The following is a 17,484-nucleotide window of genomic DNA, read 5'->3' on the forward strand; positions in this document are numbered from 1 at the left end:
CAAAAAACCCCTTGAAGCTAGCTTCAAGGGATTAAATAAAATCTTGTAAAATTGTCAACCTATTTTAGGACGACTCACTTAAACTTTTACACGTGTAAAGCTCTATTATCTGTAGCAGCTAATGCAGCCTCTTTGATAGCTTCGGTAAATGTTGGATGTGCATGAGACATTCTAGAAATATCTTCTGCAGATGCCCTAAATTCCATAGCAGTTACAGCTTCTGCAATAAGATCTGCACAACGTGCTCCTACCATATGAACACCTAGTACCTCATCTGTTTTCTCATCTGCCAAAATCTTCACAAACCCATCAAGATCCGCACTAGCACGAGCTCTTCCTAGCGCTCTAAATGGAAACTGACCAGATTTATAAGCAATCCCAGCTTCTTTTAATTCTTCTTCTGTTTTACCTACAGCAGCAACTTCAGGCCAAGTATAAACTACACCAGGGATAAGATTATAATCAATATGCGGTTTCTGACCTGCTAGTGTTTCTGCAACAAAGACACCTTCTTCTTCGGCTTTATGTGCTAACATCGCTCCTTTTATTACATCACCAATTGCATAAATATTGCTAGCTGATGTTTGTAAATGATCATTTACTTCTACTTGTCCTCTATCATTTAGTTTAACTCCTGCTGCTTCAGCGTTTAATCCATCTGTATATGGACGTCTCCCTACAGAAACTAAACAATAATCTCCTTTAAACTCTACTGGATTTCCTTTTTTGTCATCCGCAGTAATAGTCACCTGTTTCGCCGTTGCCTTTACTCCTGTTACCTTATGCGAAGTATAAAATTTAACCCCTTGTTTCTTAAGAACTTTCTGTAACTCTCTAGATAAAGCCTTATCCATTCCTGGAATAATTCTATCCATATATTCTACTACAGAAACCTCAGCTCCTAAGCGACGGTACACCTGCCCTAGCTCTAAACCAATAACACCTCCACCAATAATTACAAGGTGTTTAGGAACTTCTTTAAGTTTTAATGCTTCTGTAGAAGTAATTACCCGCTTTTTATCGATAGTAATAAAAGGTAAGGTAGAAGGTTTTGATCCTGTAGCAATGATCGTCTGTTTTGCTTCTATAGTTTCTACAGAGTCATCATTTTTTGTAACGTTTATATGAGTAGCGTCTTTAAAAGAACCAATCCCCTCATAAACATCAATTTTATTTTTCTTCATTAAAAAATCAACTCCTCCTGTTGTCTGATCAACTACAGCTTGCTTGCGGGCAATCATTTTTTCTAAGTTAATCTTTACATCTCCCGGAATTTCAATCCCATGATCTGCAAAATGCTTTATTGCATGCTCATAATGATGCGACGAATCTAGTAATGCTTTACTAGGAATACATCCTACATTAAGACAAGTTCCACCAAGTGTCGAATATTTTTCGATTATTGCAGTTTTCATACCCAGTTGTGCACAACGTATTGCTGCTACATATCCACCAGGTCCGGAGCCGATCACGGCTACATCATATGTACTCATAAAGAGATTTTTATATTGTCTTATAAAATTTTTAGAATAACAAATGTACAAATGTTTTGCTTCTTACAGAAGTGAAGATCTTATCAAATTTTTATTATGAAAGCAATATTAGTAGTGGTTAAAAAGTTATACATTTAACACGTCGATTAGCTTTTCTAAAAATCATACTATTTTTTAAAAGCTTTTTGGATATATTTAAACAAAATAGCTAGTTAATAATGCGATATTTATCTTCTCTTCTCCTCCTTGTTCTTATAGTTTTATGGAGTTCTTGTCGTAAAGATTTTGAGTCTGGTCCGAGTACTGGTAATCTGCAGTTTTCAACAGACACCTTATTTTTAGATACCGTTTTTACCAATATTGGTTCGAGTACCTATAGTTTTAAGGTATACAATAGAACTAATGATGATTTTACAATTCCAAGTATAGCATTAGAGAGAGGAGAAAGTTCTAATTATCGATTAAACGTAGATGGAATACCAGGAAAATCTTTTCAAGATATTCAAGTATTGGCTAAAGATAGTATTTTCGTATTTGTAGAGACTACGACTGATATTACACAACAAACAGGTGATTTAGAATTTTTATATACAGATCGAATTTTATTTGATCCTACAGGTAGTCAGCAAGATGTAGATTTAGTAACACTAGTAAAAGATGCTGTATTTCTATTCCCCTCTAGAGATGATGATGGAATGGTAGAACAGCTTCCTATTGGCAATGAAGGTGATAGTATTGAAGGGTTCTTCTTGGAAGATGATGAGCTCAATTTTACCAACGAGAAACCTTATGTAATCTATGGTTTTGCGGCCATTCCACCTGATAGAACGTTAACTATAGATGCTGGAGCAAGAATTCATTTTCATGATCAATCAGGGATTATTGCTGCAAACAACTCTACACTTATAGTTAATGGCGAAGTAAGTTCGGATCCAGAGTTATTAGAAAATGAAGTGATCTTTGAAAGTGATCGATTAGAACCTGGATTTAGTGAGATTCCTGGTCAATGGGCTTTTATATGGCTTACTGCTGGTAGTACAGGACATGTCATCAATCATGCTACGATAAAAAACGGAGCCGCCGGAATTATTATGGATTCTAACGACGGAGGTCCCGATCCTACATTAACTATTACCAATTCTCAAATTTATAACCACTCTGCTTTTGGAATTTTAGGAAGAACAGCCAATATCAGAGGTGAAAATTTGGTCATCAATAACGCAGGGATACATGCTATGTATGCTTCATTCGGAGGTACTTATAATTTTAACCATTGTACATTTGCGAACTATTGGAATGTAAGCTTTAGAGATACACCTGCATTGGCTATCGACAACATATTCGTAGTGAGAGATGAAGATGGAAATATTACAGAAATTTTAGCAGAAAATCTTGTTGAAGCTAATTTTACTAACTGTATCGTATATGGAAATGAAAACCTAGAACTTGGAATCACCAGAGCTGAAGGGACAACCTTTAATTATAATTTTGGAAATTCTCTTATACGTTTTAATGATTTCAATGGTCAGTTTTCTGACAATGCCTTATACGATTTCACTGATAATAGTTTGTTTAATAACGTTATTTTGAATGAAGATCCTAGTTTTAAAGCTCCTTTTGAGAATGAGTTGAATATTGGTGATGATTCCGCTGCAAACGGACAGGCCTCTACTCCAACTATGGGTACTGATATTTTAGGTACACCTAGAGATATGACCGCTCCAGATATTGGCGCTTATGAAAGTATTATTTTCGAAATGGAAGAAAATTAAATAAACATACTTCTTTTTTACTATGACGATATCCAAAAATAATGAACTTTTTATCTTAGGAAATAGTGCTCTCTTAATAACACTTTTCCTATTTTTTATAGATGAAGGTAATTACAATTTTAATTGGATAGAGGAACCTTTCGTTTTGGTGATATTTGGAATCTATGCCATTCCGATTTTCTTAGGTCAGTTATTTATTTACAAGGTATTTCTTAAAAATAGTAAATCAACCAAAAAAATAGTGCTAAGTATATTTGGTGGCTCTATCATCGGAATAACAGCTACAGTAAGCATCTTGCTTAGTGGGATACTTACATAAAAAAGGAAATTAAAAAATTACTTTTGTATTCGGTAACTGTTCTTTTATTCTTTCTTTTTCATTTTCAGAAAAGTTGTTTTTACTAAGTTCTAAAACTTTTAACCCAGTAAGACCTTTTAAATTTTGAGGCATAAATTGAAAGTTGTTATTTCGTAATAGAAGTACTTTTAAACTTTGTAAAGAATCTACTGCAGCTATAAGATTGGAAAGCTGAAGTTTTGGATTAGCATCCAGAACCAGCCCTTCTATATAGTTTAGTTTACTAATGTTTCTGGGGATTTCAGCAATTTCATTATTAGATAAAACCAAAATCTTTAATGATTTTATTTGTTCAACTATAGAAAATACTTGATCCAAATCAAGCTCTGGATTATTATTAAGATGTAGCTCTTGTAACACATTACACTTAGAGAATTCTTCTGGTAATTCCTTAAGATTGTTTTCACTCAAATACAAAAAGTCTAACTTTTCTATTTGGGTTAATACTTTGCTGGCTTGTAAAATATCTAAATTTGGATTTTTAGCTAAATCAATCTCTCTTAGATTCGGCAATTCGCTCAAAACAGTAGGTATTTCATTAAAATCATTACCTCTCACATTTAATACTGTTAATTGGTTCATTTTATCAAACTCTGGTGGTAAAGAAGTTACCTTATTGTCTTCTACATTAAGAAGTTTCAATTTTGACAACCTTAGTACCTCATTAGGAATCTTTTCTAAATTACAATCCTTAAGATATAATGATTCTAGTGTCATTAACCCATCTATTGATTCTGAAAACAGATCTAACTCTTCACAATCTAGAGATACACTAGTTAGCTTTTCATTTCCTTGTACCGCATCCTTTAAGGTCAATTTTTCAGTGATTTGTGCACTCATAAAGAATTGTATGCATATCAAACAAATAAGAAATAGTATTGCTCTCATTGCGTTATCCTTAACAAACATAAACTATACCTTTTCCTTAGTATATCCTTTACGAAGAATCATATAAGATATAACTCCAACGACCATCCAAATACATAATATACCAAAATTGGCTTGTAGTTTATATTCTCCAAAATCCATTTCGAATAACAATGTTAAAACACCATTAACACCTCCATGAGCAAAAACCGCTGGCCAAACACTTTTAGATTTAATTGTCAATAGCGCTAAAAAACTTGATACAAACACTGTATTTATAGGAAGAAAAATAAAAGCCCCCAAAATTGGATATTCTGGATAATTAAATCCATCTAAAACGATTGGTAAGTGCCAAAAACCCCAAACCAATCCTAAAAAGATAATTGATTTTAGCAAACTGTTTTGCTCTAATAATTTCTTTTGTAAAAAACCTCTCCAACCAACTTCTTCTCCAAATGCTAGTAAACTGTTAACTAAATTAACAACAAGCATTGTAATGAAAAAGTTCGCCCAGAAAAAAGGAATGCTTTGATCTTCATTGCCTAAAAGTAAGGACAAGTCTATATTAATAACCTTATTATCCGTAATGAGGTATTCATGATTAATTCCCCAACCAATCTTTTCAAATAATAATCTACCTAGTACGGTAATAATGATAGGAACAAATAAACTTAATAGAAGATACCAAAATGTACGAAGTTTCCAATCAATATATTTTAAACCAATCTTATTTTTCACTAGATAAATAATGGTCCCAATACATGGAATAAACATAGTTACCATCATAAAAGGTTGAAAAAACTCATACTCTTGCCCTCCATTAAGAATAATAAACATTTGTACTAAATATGTGGCTAACAATAAGAGGATAAGGTATATCCAAACACTTTTTTCTAATTTTATCATGGATGTAAGTTTCTAATTTTTTATCAATTATTATTCCGTTTTATTTGTGCTTTTAAAAAAGAACTGTCTCTTATTTATTGAACTTCAAATTCTCATAAATAATAGTTTTACGATTTTCTAGAAATGGTGTCAAAATTATTTTAAGGTTTTTTAAATATATGTAACTTTCCCTTCTTTATCATATCTGCTTAACAAAAAGTAAAAATCATCAAAATTCAAACTTTTGAAATCTTATTTATTTACATCAGAACGACTTGGCTTTCGTAATTGGTCCATAGAAGACTTAGACATCTTGCATACAGAGGTTAATAATGACGACGATGTGATGGAGTTTTTCCCATATAAACCTACATTGGATCAAACCAAAGATTTTATTCTTCGCATGCAACAACATTATGAGCGTACTGGTTTTTGCTATTTTGCAGTAGACTTATTAGAAAGCGATGAGTTAATTGGTTTTATTGGATTTAGCGAGCAATCCTATCTTGAAGAGTTAGGAACGTTTGTAGATATTGGATGGCGATTAAAAAAATCAAGTTGGAGAAAAGGATTAGCTACAGAAGGTGCAAAAGCGTGTTTAGCATATGCCTATGAACATTTAAAATTAGAAGATATTTATTCTGTAGCACCTGAGATAAATGAAAATTCTATAGCTGTAATGGAAAAGATCGGAATGAAATACCTAAAAGTTTTTGATCACCCCAAATTATTAGATGATGTAAGGTTAAAAACATGTGCTCTCTACCATAAAAACATTAGAAACTAATATATCCCATATTTCTTTGCTACATTTAGGACTTTATATCGTTATTTATTCATATGAAAAACATAACCAATAAAATCCGAATTTTTGTAATTTTTTCGCTGGTTTTGCTCAACGTTAGTTGTGATCAGATTTCGAAAACAGTTGTACGACAAACTATTGAAAAGAATGAAATAATATCTGTTTTTGATGACAACTTTGTTTTAACCAAAGTAGAAAACACTGGTGCTGCTTATAGTTTAGGATCAGATCTTGCTCCGGTTCTTAAAATTATTTTATTGCAAATATTACCAATTCTAGTGCTACTATTTTTACTTAGACTTCTTATTATAAAAACTAATTACTCTAAAGAAACTATAGTAGGTTTTACTTTTATTATTGGAGGCGGAATTGGAAATCTTTATGATCGCATTGTTCATGGTTCGGTTACTGATTTTATGATCATGGATATAGGAATTATAAAAACTGAGATTTTTAATATGGCTGATGTTTCTATTATGTTGGGTTCCTTCATTATTTTAATCACTGCTTTGATTACCAAGAAAGATACTTTCTTTAGAGAAACTACGAATTAATATGGCTTGGATACAGGAAATCACTTTCGAAAATGCGAAAGGACAGCTAAAACGACTTTATGAACGAGTTAAAGGACCAAATAATAATGTCGATAATGTCTTATCCATTCATAGCCTAAGACCTCATACTTTAGTGGGTCATATGGGATTATATAAAAATGTATTGCATAATTCTAATAATACATTACCAAAATGGTATTTAGAAACGCTAGGTGTCTATGTAAGTTTTTTAAATCAATGTGATTATTGTGTCGCACATCATAGCGCGGGATTAAAGCGTTTACTTGCTGATGATTTAAAATTTAAACAAATCACCAATTGTATTCAGAAAGATGACGCAGCTTCTTATTTTGATACAAAATACCTTGAAGGAATGCAGTATGCTAAAAAATTGACCTTATCCCATCATACTATTACAAAAATGGATATTGATTCGTTGAGAGATCATAATTTAACGGATGGAGAGATTTTAGAAATCAATCAAGTGGTAAGTTATTTTAATTATGTAAATCGTACAGTTGTCGGACTTGGAGTAAATACTGATGGAGATATCATAGGATTATCTCCAAATGATTCTAACGATCCAGATAACTGGGGACACTCTTAAAAAAACATCAACTAGGCTGATTGTGGATAAATATCAGTTCTCAAGAGGTTCCCTATATTTTACAATATCGATTCCTATTCCATTTGGATCTTCGATAGCAAAGTGTCTTTCTCCCCAAGGTTCATCTCTTAATCCAACTTTAATAGCTATATCTTTTGTTTTCATCTCTTCATATAACTGATCTACATCATCCACTTCGATTGTTAGATACATACCTTGTCCCATAAAAGGTTTATGAAAAAATGGCTGCTGTGTCGGATGATTGGGTAAAAGAAAACTTAAAGTATCCTTAGCATTAGGTGTTTTGAGAAGAAGATAAAAATCATTTTCAAATTTTACAGCAAACCCCAATGCTTTAATGTAAAACTCCTTGGTCTCTTTTAATTTAGTTGTTAAAATACCCGCATTTAATCTCATTATAAAAAAGGTTTTAGTTGTATCCTAAAATTACAATATTCACCTTTTTTTGTTTATAGATTTAATCAATTATTAACAAGTAATGTCATTGCGATTTCAACCAGTCAGATTTTTTTAGCGTATAGAAGTTGAGTATTTCATTATCATATTCAAAAGTCTCCACAAACTGTAATCCCACTTTTTTTAGGACTGTATTAGACGCGATATGTTGGATTTCTGCTGCTGCACTAATTTCTTCAAGATTTAATTTTTCGAATCCATACTTTAATGAAGCTATCGCCGTTTCTGTGGCGATTCCGTTTCCCCAATATTTTTTTATAAGTCGATACCCTATATCGTAATAATTAAATTCCTTTCGTAATTCTTTCTCATATTTTAGACCAGACCAGCCTATAAAATCATTCGTTTTCTTATCTATCACTGCCCATCTGCCTATTCCATTGTCGATATACTGAGCTCTTATCATATCAATAACTTTTTGTGCCTCTTCTATGGTTTTTATAGGTCGTTTACCCAAAAACTCATGAACATCAGGATCAGAATCTAGTTCAAACATTCCTTTATCATCATATGTCTCAAGTTCTCTTAAGAAGAATCTGTCAGTTTCTACGTGTATTTTCATTAATGATTGGTCTTAATTTCGATAAGTCTAACTAAATGTCAACTAAAAACTTATCAAACATTTATATAATAAAATTAGTAAAAATAAATTCCAATTCTAAGGAGTTGCGGGTACTAGTGCGTAAGGAGATTCTAAGATAATCCAATTGTTATTCGCTAAGCTTTCTTTAGCATGTTCATAAACTTTTATGTAAGCCTTTTTATTTTCTAGCGGTATCCTATCCTGATATATATTGTTGGGATTATTAAGCTCCTCTATTGCCAAACTTAAATTAGTTTTAGCCGTTTCTATTTGCCCTTCATTATATAATTTCCAAGCGTAATAATAATAGTCTTCTGGATGATTTAATTCTTGATTTGCCAAATCCATATGTAAAATTCCATATAATCTACTTTCTCTTTCAACTAGAAAGTACACTGAGATTATCAAAAATACTCCAAGTACTAATTGCCCCGAAGTAACCTTGTCCTTCATTACAAACAAAACTACCAAAGCAACAAAAATGGTCAAAAAGGCTGCGAACTTAAGTGCAGTTGATCCTGGCCAAAACAATACTTTAAAACAAAAGGCCAAACTACAAAACCCTACAGCTAAAAATAAAATCGACACTCCTATTTTATGTTTTTTAATACTACTATAGATAAAAAATATAATCGAGCTTAAACATACAATTTGGCTTCCAATAATGATCATTTCATTTCCAAAAGGCCAACTCATTAGCCAAAACAATACTCCCATAATCAATGGAATAGAGACCAGCATCATAAATGCTTCGATTCGATGTTTTTTCTTTACTAATGATAGTATGGTATAAATTGGTATACATAACAGAATAATCAAAACTCCTATTATTAAAAGTGCATTAGTTTGTGGAAAAGGAAATAAAAATCTAGAAACTAAACCAAAAAGAGATAATCCAAATAAAACTAAAAGTATGTATTTAAGTATTTTCATGCTCATTTATTGTGCTATTCTATTATTTCAAACATGTTGTTATTAATCTTAACATCTTTAGTTAGTATCTAATAATGATTAAATGTTACCTAACAATTTTACTTTTTAGGTTTAAGTTGATAAAACAAAAAAAGCGTAACCTTGGGTTACGCTTTTCGAATACAGTTATTTTATGTCAATGATTATACTACAAACAAAGGTTTGTCTGCCATCATTGCATTTACATCATTTGCAATATTATGCAGCTCTTCTTCGTTTTCTACGTTGTTAATGACACGATCTATTAGCTCTACAATTGCCAACATATCATCTTCTTTTAATCCACGTGTTGTTACTGCAGCAACTCCAATACGAATACCAGAGGTTACAAAAGGAGATTTATCATCAAACGGTACCATGTTTTTATTTACCGTAATTTCTGCTACTCCTAAAGCTTCTTCTGCCTCTTTACCAGTAACCCCTTTATTTCTAAGGTCGATTAACATCATATGGTTATCAGTTCCTTCAGAAATTACTTCGTATCCTTTCTTTACAAATGCATCTGCCATGGTAGCTGCATTTTTCTTTACCTGAATAATGTAATGTAAAAACTCATCTGTTAATGCTTCTCCAAAAGCGATTGCCTTTGCAGCAATAATATGCTCTAACGGTCCTCCTTGGTTTCCAGGAAAAACAGCACTATCTAATAAAGAAGACATCATTCGCTTTTTACCACTTTTAAGGGTAATTCCGAATGGATTTTCAAAATCTTTACCCATTATGATCAGTCCTCCTCTTGGTCCTCTTAATGTTTTATGAGTTGTTGTTGTTACAACGTGACAATGAGGTACAGGATCTGCGATAACCCCTTTGGCTATTAAACCAGCAGGATGCGCTATATCTGCTAACAAAATTGCTCCTACACTATCAGCAATTTCTCTAAATCTTTTGTAATCGATCTCTCTAGAATACGCAGATGCTCCTGCAATAATTAATTGAGGCTTTTCTGCTGTAGCAATTTCCTGAATTTTATCATAATTCAATCTACCTGTCTCCTTCTCTACACCATAAAAAACTGGATTGTATAGTTTACCAGAAAAGTTTACCGGAGATCCATGTGTTAAATGTCCTCCATGAGAAAGGTCAAATCCTAAAATTTTATCTCCTGGTTTAAGACAAGCATGGTATACTGCGGTATTTGCTTGTGATCCTGAATGTGGTTGTACGTTAGCATATTCTGCTCCGAACAATTCTTTAGCACGATCGATAGCGATTTGCTCCACCACATCTACCACAGAACATCCTCCGTAATATCTCTTACCAGGATATCCTTCTGCATATTTATTAGTTAAAACTGAACCGGCTGCTTCCATAACCTGTTCACTTACAAAATTTTCTGAAGCGATCAATTCCAATCCGTTGATCTGGCGCTCTTTTTCGTCTTGAATTAAATCAAAAATCTGCTCGTCGCGTTGCATGTTGTATTGTTTATAAAATAGATCTTCAAAAATAGGAACATTCCATAAAATAAATCTATGGAATAACAATAAATTTCAACATTTTCTTCACAATTAAAAATATCACATTTTTTAGTTAACTTTCACAGAAATAAAATATATAAAACGTTCTATTATTATATATTTGATCATAAGAAGTACCAACACTTATTAAAAGAAAAATAATGCCCATAACAGCAAATAACCCAAATAGAAAAACCTGGATCGATACTCCTACAAATACCGATTTTCCGATTCAAAACATTCCTTTTGGCGTATTCCTTACCAGAGATGACGTCATTACTATAGGAACCAGAATTGGAGATACTGCTATAGATCTTGGTGCTTTGCATCAACTAGGTTATTTTGAAGGAATTCCTCTAACCGACGATATTTTTTTACAAGATTCTTTGAATGATTTTATATCCGATGGTAAAAAAACCTGGAGACTAGTACGCAATCGAATTGCTGAAATTTTTGATGCAAAAAATAATGCACTAAAAAAGAATAAAGAACATTGCAAAATTGTGCTCTTTACACTTGATGAAATTGAAATGCAATTGCCAGTTACCGTTGGTGATTACACAGATTTTTATAGTAGTATCGAACATGCTACTAACGTAGGAACCATGTTTAGGGATCCAGATAATGCGTTATTGCCTAATTGGCTACATATCCCAGTAGGATATCATGGTCGTAGTAGTTCTATTATTCCGTCAGGAATTCCTGTGCATAGACCACAAGGACAAAAACTAATTAATGGAACCGAAAAACCTATTTTTGGACCATCTAGATTGGTAGATTTTGAATTAGAGATGGCGTTTATTACTACAGATGCCAATTTATTAGGAGAACCTATACCTATTGAAGAAGCTGAAGATTATATTTTTGGTTTAGTTTTATTTAATGATTGGAGTGCCAGAGATATTCAGAAATGGGAATATGTTCCGTTAGGACCATTTTTAGCAAAAAACTTTGCTTCCTCTATTTCTCCATGGATTGTAACACTAGATGCACTAGAACCTTATCGTGTTGCAGGGCCAAAGCCTATCAAAGAGCAGCTTCCTTATTTACAATATGAAGGCGATAAAAGTTTTGATATTCATCTAGAGGTAGCCATACAACCAGAAAAAGCAAAAGAAACTGTTGTTTGTAGAAGTAATTTCAAACATATGTATTGGAACATGTCTCAACAGCTAGCACATCATACAATTAATGGATGTCCTGTAAATTCTGGAGATATGATGGGTAGTGGAACGATCTCCGGTCCTACTCCAGATTCTTTTGGATCTATGTTAGAACTTAGTTGGCGTGGAGAAAAACCAGTTCAACTAGATGAAGGAGGAAGCCGTAAATTTATTGAAGATAACGATACCGTTATTATGAGAGGTCATTGTGAAAAAGATGGCGTACGAATAGGATTTGGAGAAGTGTCTACCAAACTGCTCCCAATATTTAAAAAATAAAGATCAACAATTCTTAAATAAAAACCTCAAAGAGTGACTTTGAGGTTTTTTTGTTACCTTTTGGCATCAAAATTGAATAAGTGTCCCCCAAACGCATGATATTATGAAAAGAAAACTACTTGTATTTTTAATCACTATTGCTTTATATTCCTGTGGTGGTAAAAAAAAGACGGTTACTGCATTAAATACTGGTAACTACGATCAAGCCATTAATACTTCAGTAAGTAAATTAAGAACTAATAAACACAAAAAAGGGAAGCAAGATTATATTCTTATCCTAGAAGAAGCTTTTGCCAAAGCTGTAGATAGAGATATGAATGCGATCGCTTTTATGGAAAAAGAAGGAAATCCTGCTAATCTAGAACGTATTTACAACTCTTATAACACCCTTAAAACCAGACAAGAAAGAATTAGACCGTTATTACCTCTATTCCACGTAGAACAAGGGCGTAATGCTAATTTTACTTTTGATAATTACGATGATGAAATTCTGAATACAAAAGAACAATTATCAACCTATCTGTATGATAGTGCAAAATCCTTATTATCCAAAGCAAGAAGAAAAAGCGATTATCGCAAAGTATATGATGATTTGGTGTATCTAAATAAAATTAATCCAAACTATAAAAACACCAATGATTTAATTGAAGAAGCTCATTTTAAAGGAACTGATTTTGTAAAAGTAAGTTTAAAAAATAACACCAATGTAATCATCCCAAGGCGTTTAGAAAATGACTTATTAAATTTCAGTACATATGGATTAAACGATTTATGGACTGTATACCACAATGAACCACAACGTTCTATAACTTATGATTATTTAATGGAAGTGTCCTTTAGGGAAATAAATATCTCTCCAGAACAGATTAGAGAAAGACAACTAGAACGAGAAAAATTAATAAAAGATGGTTGGGAATATCTATTAGATGAAAATGATGATTTCGTTTTGGATGAAGATGGAAAGAAAATTAAGGTTGACAAAATGGTTACTGTAAGATGCGAATATTATGAATTTATGCAGTTTAAAGAGGCTCAAGTTGTCGGAAATGTTCAATATCGTAATCTTAACACCAAACAACTACTAGATGCTTTTCCTTTATCTAGCACCTATGTTTTTGAACATATTTATGCTAATTATAATGGCGATAAACGTGCTTTAGATGATGACTTGATCAGATATTTAGGCTTACAAGCTGTACAATTTCCAACTAACGAACAGATGGTATACGATTCTGGTCAAGACTTAAAGAATAAACTAAAAAGTATTATAACTAGGTATCGATTTAATTAATACTTTATCGTAAGTCCTAACTCAGAAAAAACTTTGTTATTTCCCTGTTTTTGATTATCAAATTCAAGAGTTAGATGAGATCGATTACTCTTTATGAACAATATATTTGAGAGTTCACTAAAATAATTAGTGAACTCTTTTTCTTTATCTGTAGTATTAACTTCGAACTCAACTTTGGTTAATGATTTGATTCTGTTTAAATGAATTTTAGGTTCATTATTAGCCTTCTTTTCATTTCTGTAAGGAAGCCTAAAAGTCCACGGTAACACTGGATTTTCATTGTTAGTGATGATGTCTATCGACATCCCTTTCGGGAAATAATCTGGTTGATACACCTCGCTGTTTTCAAAAAGTTGATCTGTAGCTTCCGAATTTACCAAGCATAATCCATATCGTGAGTAACCATTTTTAGTAAATTGAGAACGCTCCCAAAGTTTCGTTGGCGAAGAAATATCATTTTGAATTTCTTTTTCATTGATAACCCATAAAACCTCAAGAAAGAAATTTTCGAAATAAAACTTACGATTTGTAGTGCCCTGCCCTGGATGAACTCGACTACTACCTTCTATGAAACCAAAACTGAGTAAATCGTCTGCTTCTTTTCCATTATTATCAGAAAATATAAATATATGATCAACTTCCATTTTCATTTAATAATAGTCCTAACTTTCAATTAATATACTATATAAATTGATGCAATACCTGAGCATCTATAGCGCTATGCGAAGCATGATACACTGTTTCTCCATTTCTAATTACGATAAACTGTGGAGACTCATGATACACCTGAAATTTAGCCGCAATTTCGGATGAAATATCTCTGTGATTTAATAAATCTAAATAATATAAGTCTACCTGATTTTCAGAAACATCGAAACTACTTTCAAAATTTTTAATCACCATTCTACTAATTCCACAACGGGTAGAATGTTTAAAAATAGCTTGCGTTTTACCCTTTGAAGCTTCTGCAATTGTATCTAATTGCGCCAAAGATTTCAATTCTTGCCAAGGTAAGGCTTGTTTTTCTTCTTTAGGTTCTTTGTCTTCTGACCCAAATATTTTTCCGAATAATCCCATGCAATTTTTATTTATTAAGTCGTGCAAAAATACTAAAAATTACGGCTAGATTTCTATTCCAAAAAAATAGCGAGTTCCTAAGAACTCGCTATACCAATAAAACAAATATACAATCAAGGATTCTATGATTTTATAAATTTTAAAACTGCTTTGGTCTTATTTTCTGTAAGTATATATAAGCCATTGCTAAGCTCGGAAACATCAACCTGTGTAATCTTATTAGAAAGTTTTACTTTCTTCACTACCCTTCCGGTTAGGTCTGTAATTTTAAACTCGTGTTCTTTTCTTAAACCTATTAACGATATTGAAGTTTTTGCAGGGTTAGGGAATATAACCACATCTTGTAAATCAAAATCACCTACAGATAAAGCAGAAGTAGAAAACTCAATACTATTGATGTTAAATAATAATCCGTTCCCTCCACTATAAGAAAATCGAATATTTTGATTACCCGAGATAAGATTAACAGAAGTACTAATTGTATTCCAGCTTTGCCATCCTCCAGTATTCGAAACATCTACGGAACCTATTACTGTTTGATCATTCAAAATATTAATAGTTCCTCCTTGAGAATTGGATGCTATTCTAAAAGACACTTCGTAAGTTCCATCAGTTTCAATAGAAGATTGATATGTGGTATAATCACCATTTTCTATATAGCCAATATTCATGCCTCCACCAGTATCACTTGTAGTTTCCCTCTGTATACCTTGAGCTGTCGTATATTCTTCAGCTTCAATGATTCCAGGAATAGTATGTAAAATTGTACATGTATTAAGTTCATCTACAGGACAATCATCATCAGCATTAGATACATATCCTGTTGGTTGTGTACATGCAGAAACAACATCAGTATTATCTCCTAAACCATCATTATCTGTATCCGCATACCAATTAGTGGGATTAGTACAATTTTGAACACAGTTTTCATTTTCTCCTGGTAAACCATAACATCCTAATCCATTTGGACCTAAAGTAATATCCCAATCAATTCCTGCAACCCAATTATCACCATTAAACTCATATGCTCCAGCATCTGGATTAGCTCCATTAAATCCATCGGTAATACCATTGATTACTCTTCCTGCATCTATGGCAGCAGATCCCTGACTTAAGTTGAAATTTCCATTGGCAATACTTACATAAGAATCCGAATTGACGACTATATTATTTTGTTTATCTGACTGTGGTTCCCATTCTCCTTTAAAGCCCAAATTATTCCATACCTTCACATTGGTAAACGATGTTCCTTCTTTATGCCAAGCTCCCATCTCATCAGAGTTGTTATAAAAGGTATTATTAAAAACATCTATATCTTTTCCGTCCCAATTGATTTGAACACCTGTCCATTCTGTATTCCAAACCACATTATGATGTACAGAAAAAGCTTCTGCATCATTATCTAAATAAATCCCTGCTGCTTTATTTTTAGATCCGCGAGAAGCAGTATCATGAAACCAATTATGGTGTATTTCTGTGTTTTGTGGTCCACCAACGGTATAAAAAGTGGCACAATCATCTGCTATTAAATTACTTCGATATACATCATTATAAGCAATCTCGCATCGGTTTCCATTAAAATTGATACCATCACGCCCTCCATTAAAAATAGTATTGTTCAAAATTTTATTATCAGTTCCTCCTCTTGCAACTAAAGGGGCATCATAAGATCCTAAATAATTAAAATCATGAATATAAGAGTTACGGACTTCGTTAAACTGTCCTCCCAAACGTAATCCAGTAGCTGCGCTAAATGCTATCTCGCATTTTTCTATCACATTTCTTGAACCATTTACCTCTACGCTAGGTTTTCCTGCATTAAATCCTCTGAAAATTCCTTGTGTATGATTACCATAAAATGAAGAAACTCCAAATAACACATTATTATTCGAATTGTTCTTTAACTCTATGGCTCCGCCAAAAACAGCCAAATTTCTAACTTCTATATAGTTTCTACCATTAAGATCTATAGTTAATCTTCGTTTTCTCATTCGCACCATACCGTCTTGTGGAGCATTCCCATTCGGTAATTGTACAAAAAGTTCCTTGGTGTTTTCGTTAAACCACCATTCATTTTGATAATCAAGAGCTGCCTTTACACCTTCTAAATAAAAGTCACCAAAATCACCAGGAGCATGAAAAGTTCTAATCCATGTTGGATTTTTGTCTAGATTAAAATTTACTCTTCCTGCTGAACTTGATGTAATAAAAGATTTCCAGGCAATCCAACCGGATCCTGGTTTATCACCATAAAAAAATACAGAACCTCCAGTCCAATCGATATTTGGGATTTGTGATGAAGTTAAAAAAGCATTATTTACCACATCTGGCCCACTTCCACCATCATTACGCAAAGAATTGAGTGTAAAAGGTTCTCCGTCTGTATTATTTGGCCATCTTGCAAGATCTAATGCTGTGCTTCCATTCATCACAAAATTTTCTTGTCCCAACGAATCAAAATTTATCGTTGTTTTATAAATAGTTCCAGAATCATTGGACCATCCGCTAAGTGATTGCATTGCAGAAATAATCACTTTTTCACCAGGATATGATGTAAATACAATTGGATTTCCAGCAGTACCTGAATTCGAAGGTTTGAGTATCTCTTCATAAGTACCTTCTCTAATATATACGATATCTCCAGCAACAGCTACAGATGCTGCTTTAGTTATTGTCTTGTAAGGATTGTCTATAGATCCATTATTAGCATCATCCCCATCCATAGCTACATAAATATCTCTTGAATACGCAGTACTATTAGATAAAAATAACATAGCAATACATACTATGAGTGTTTGTTTAAAAGCGTCCATGTGATTAGTTGTTTTTTTAGAGGCTAAT

Annotated in this window: 17 protein-coding genes; 7 read left to right on the plus strand and 10 right to left on the minus strand. The window is 32.7% G+C overall.

Annotated features, from left to right (window positions below; all coding sequences use genetic code 11):
* Positions 1–86: 86 nt before the first annotated feature.
* On the minus strand, positions 87–1,493 hold the full coding sequence (gene lpdA, locus Q1B37_RS20895) for a dihydrolipoyl dehydrogenase (RefSeq protein ID WP_299902131.1): 1,407 nt from the start codon (positions 1,491–1,493) through the stop codon (positions 87–89).
* Positions 1,494–1,711: 218 nt separating this feature from the next.
* Here lpdA and Q1B37_RS20900 point away from each other — a divergent pair, with 218 nt between their 5' ends.
* Together Q1B37_RS20900 and Q1B37_RS20905 are read left to right on the plus strand one after the other, a co-directional pair.
* Positions 1,712–3,265 (plus strand): hypothetical protein, encoded by a 1,554-nt coding sequence (locus Q1B37_RS20900; protein WP_299902132.1) that lies wholly within the window; start codon positions 1,712–1,714, stop codon positions 3,263–3,265.
* Positions 3,266–3,287: 22 nt separating this feature from the next.
* Positions 3,288–3,584, plus strand: coding sequence for a hypothetical protein (locus Q1B37_RS20905; RefSeq protein WP_299902134.1), 297 nt, complete (start codon positions 3,288–3,290; stop codon positions 3,582–3,584).
* 9 nt (positions 3,585–3,593) lie between these two features.
* Here the strand turns inward: Q1B37_RS20905 and Q1B37_RS20910 are convergent, their stop codons facing one another.
* Together Q1B37_RS20910 and Q1B37_RS20915 are read right to left on the minus strand one after the other, a co-directional pair.
* Complete coding sequence (locus Q1B37_RS20910; protein ID WP_299902136.1) at positions 3,594–4,463, minus strand: hypothetical protein; 870 nt, start codon at positions 4,461–4,463, stop codon at positions 3,594–3,596.
* Positions 4,464–4,535: 72 nt separating this feature from the next.
* On the minus strand, positions 4,536–5,396 hold the full coding sequence (locus Q1B37_RS20915) for a CPBP family intramembrane glutamic endopeptidase (protein ID WP_299902138.1): 861 nt from the start codon (positions 5,394–5,396) through the stop codon (positions 4,536–4,538).
* Between the two features lie 223 nt (positions 5,397–5,619).
* On the opposite strand from Q1B37_RS20915, the gene Q1B37_RS20920 reads away from it, so the two are divergent.
* Genes Q1B37_RS20920 through Q1B37_RS20930 form a run of 3 tightly spaced genes read left to right on the plus strand, consistent with a single transcriptional unit; the run spans position 5,620 to position 7,341 of the window.
* Positions 5,620–6,162 (plus strand): GNAT family N-acetyltransferase, encoded by a 543-nt coding sequence (locus Q1B37_RS20920; protein ID WP_299902139.1) that lies wholly within the window; start codon positions 5,620–5,622, stop codon positions 6,160–6,162.
* A 53-nt stretch (positions 6,163–6,215) separates the two neighbouring features.
* On the plus strand, positions 6,216–6,734 hold the full coding sequence (gene lspA / locus Q1B37_RS20925) for a signal peptidase II (RefSeq protein WP_299902141.1): 519 nt from the start codon (positions 6,216–6,218) through the stop codon (positions 6,732–6,734).
* Between the two features lies 1 nt (position 6,735).
* A complete protein-coding gene (locus Q1B37_RS20930) occupies positions 6,736–7,341 on the plus strand; it encodes a carboxymuconolactone decarboxylase family protein (protein ID WP_299902143.1) in 606 nt (201 codons plus the stop codon).
* Positions 7,342–7,374: 33 nt separating this feature from the next.
* On the opposite strand, the gene Q1B37_RS20935 is transcribed toward Q1B37_RS20930, so the two are convergent.
* The 4 genes from Q1B37_RS20935 to glyA form a co-directional block, all read right to left on the minus strand.
* Complete coding sequence (locus tag Q1B37_RS20935; RefSeq protein ID WP_299902145.1) at positions 7,375–7,758, minus strand: VOC family protein; 384 nt, start codon at positions 7,756–7,758, stop codon at positions 7,375–7,377.
* Between the two features lie 85 nt (positions 7,759–7,843).
* On the minus strand, positions 7,844–8,380 hold the full coding sequence (locus Q1B37_RS20940; RefSeq protein WP_299602360.1) for a GNAT family N-acetyltransferase: 537 nt from the start codon (positions 8,378–8,380) through the stop codon (positions 7,844–7,846).
* A gap of 96 nt (positions 8,381–8,476) precedes the next feature.
* The gene (locus Q1B37_RS20945) at positions 8,477–9,334 is read right to left on the minus strand and encodes a hypothetical protein (protein ID WP_299902147.1); all 858 of its coding nucleotides are present in this window, start codon (positions 9,332–9,334) and stop codon (positions 8,477–8,479) included.
* 182 nt (positions 9,335–9,516) lie between these two features.
* Positions 9,517–10,791 carry a serine hydroxymethyltransferase gene (glyA, locus tag Q1B37_RS20950; protein ID WP_299602365.1) on the minus strand — a complete coding sequence of 425 codons (1,275 nt, stop codon included), beginning with the start codon at positions 10,789–10,791 and terminating at the stop codon, positions 9,517–9,519.
* Between the two features lie 203 nt (positions 10,792–10,994).
* On the opposite strand from glyA, the gene fahA reads away from it, so the two are divergent.
* Positions 10,995–12,275, plus strand: coding sequence for a fumarylacetoacetase (gene fahA / locus Q1B37_RS20955; RefSeq protein WP_299902149.1), 1,281 nt, complete (start codon positions 10,995–10,997; stop codon positions 12,273–12,275).
* Positions 12,276–12,378: 103 nt separating this feature from the next.
* Positions 12,379–13,566, plus strand: a complete 1,188-nt coding sequence (locus Q1B37_RS20960; protein ID WP_299902151.1) for a hypothetical protein — start codon at positions 12,379–12,381, stop codon at positions 13,564–13,566.
* Here Q1B37_RS20960 and Q1B37_RS20965 read toward each other — a convergent pair.
* From Q1B37_RS20965 to Q1B37_RS20975, 3 genes are all read right to left on the minus strand, one after another.
* Positions 13,563–14,216, minus strand: a complete 654-nt coding sequence (locus Q1B37_RS20965; protein WP_299902153.1) for a VOC family protein — start codon at positions 14,214–14,216, stop codon at positions 13,563–13,565. The genes Q1B37_RS20960 and Q1B37_RS20965 overlap by 4 nt on opposite strands.
* A gap of 31 nt (positions 14,217–14,247) precedes the next feature.
* The gene (ytxJ, locus tag Q1B37_RS20970) at positions 14,248–14,643 is read right to left on the minus strand and encodes a bacillithiol system redox-active protein YtxJ (RefSeq protein ID WP_299902154.1); all 396 of its coding nucleotides are present in this window, start codon (positions 14,641–14,643) and stop codon (positions 14,248–14,250) included.
* Positions 14,644–14,765: 122 nt separating this feature from the next.
* On the minus strand, positions 14,766–17,456 hold the full coding sequence (locus tag Q1B37_RS20975) for a carbohydrate-binding protein (protein WP_299902155.1): 2,691 nt from the start codon (positions 17,454–17,456) through the stop codon (positions 14,766–14,768).
* Positions 17,457–17,484 lie beyond the last annotated feature (28 nt).

The sequence above is a fragment of the uncultured Aquimarina sp. genome, from assembly GCF_947492965.1.
Classification (GTDB): Bacteria; Bacteroidota; Bacteroidia; order Flavobacteriales; family Flavobacteriaceae; genus Aquimarina.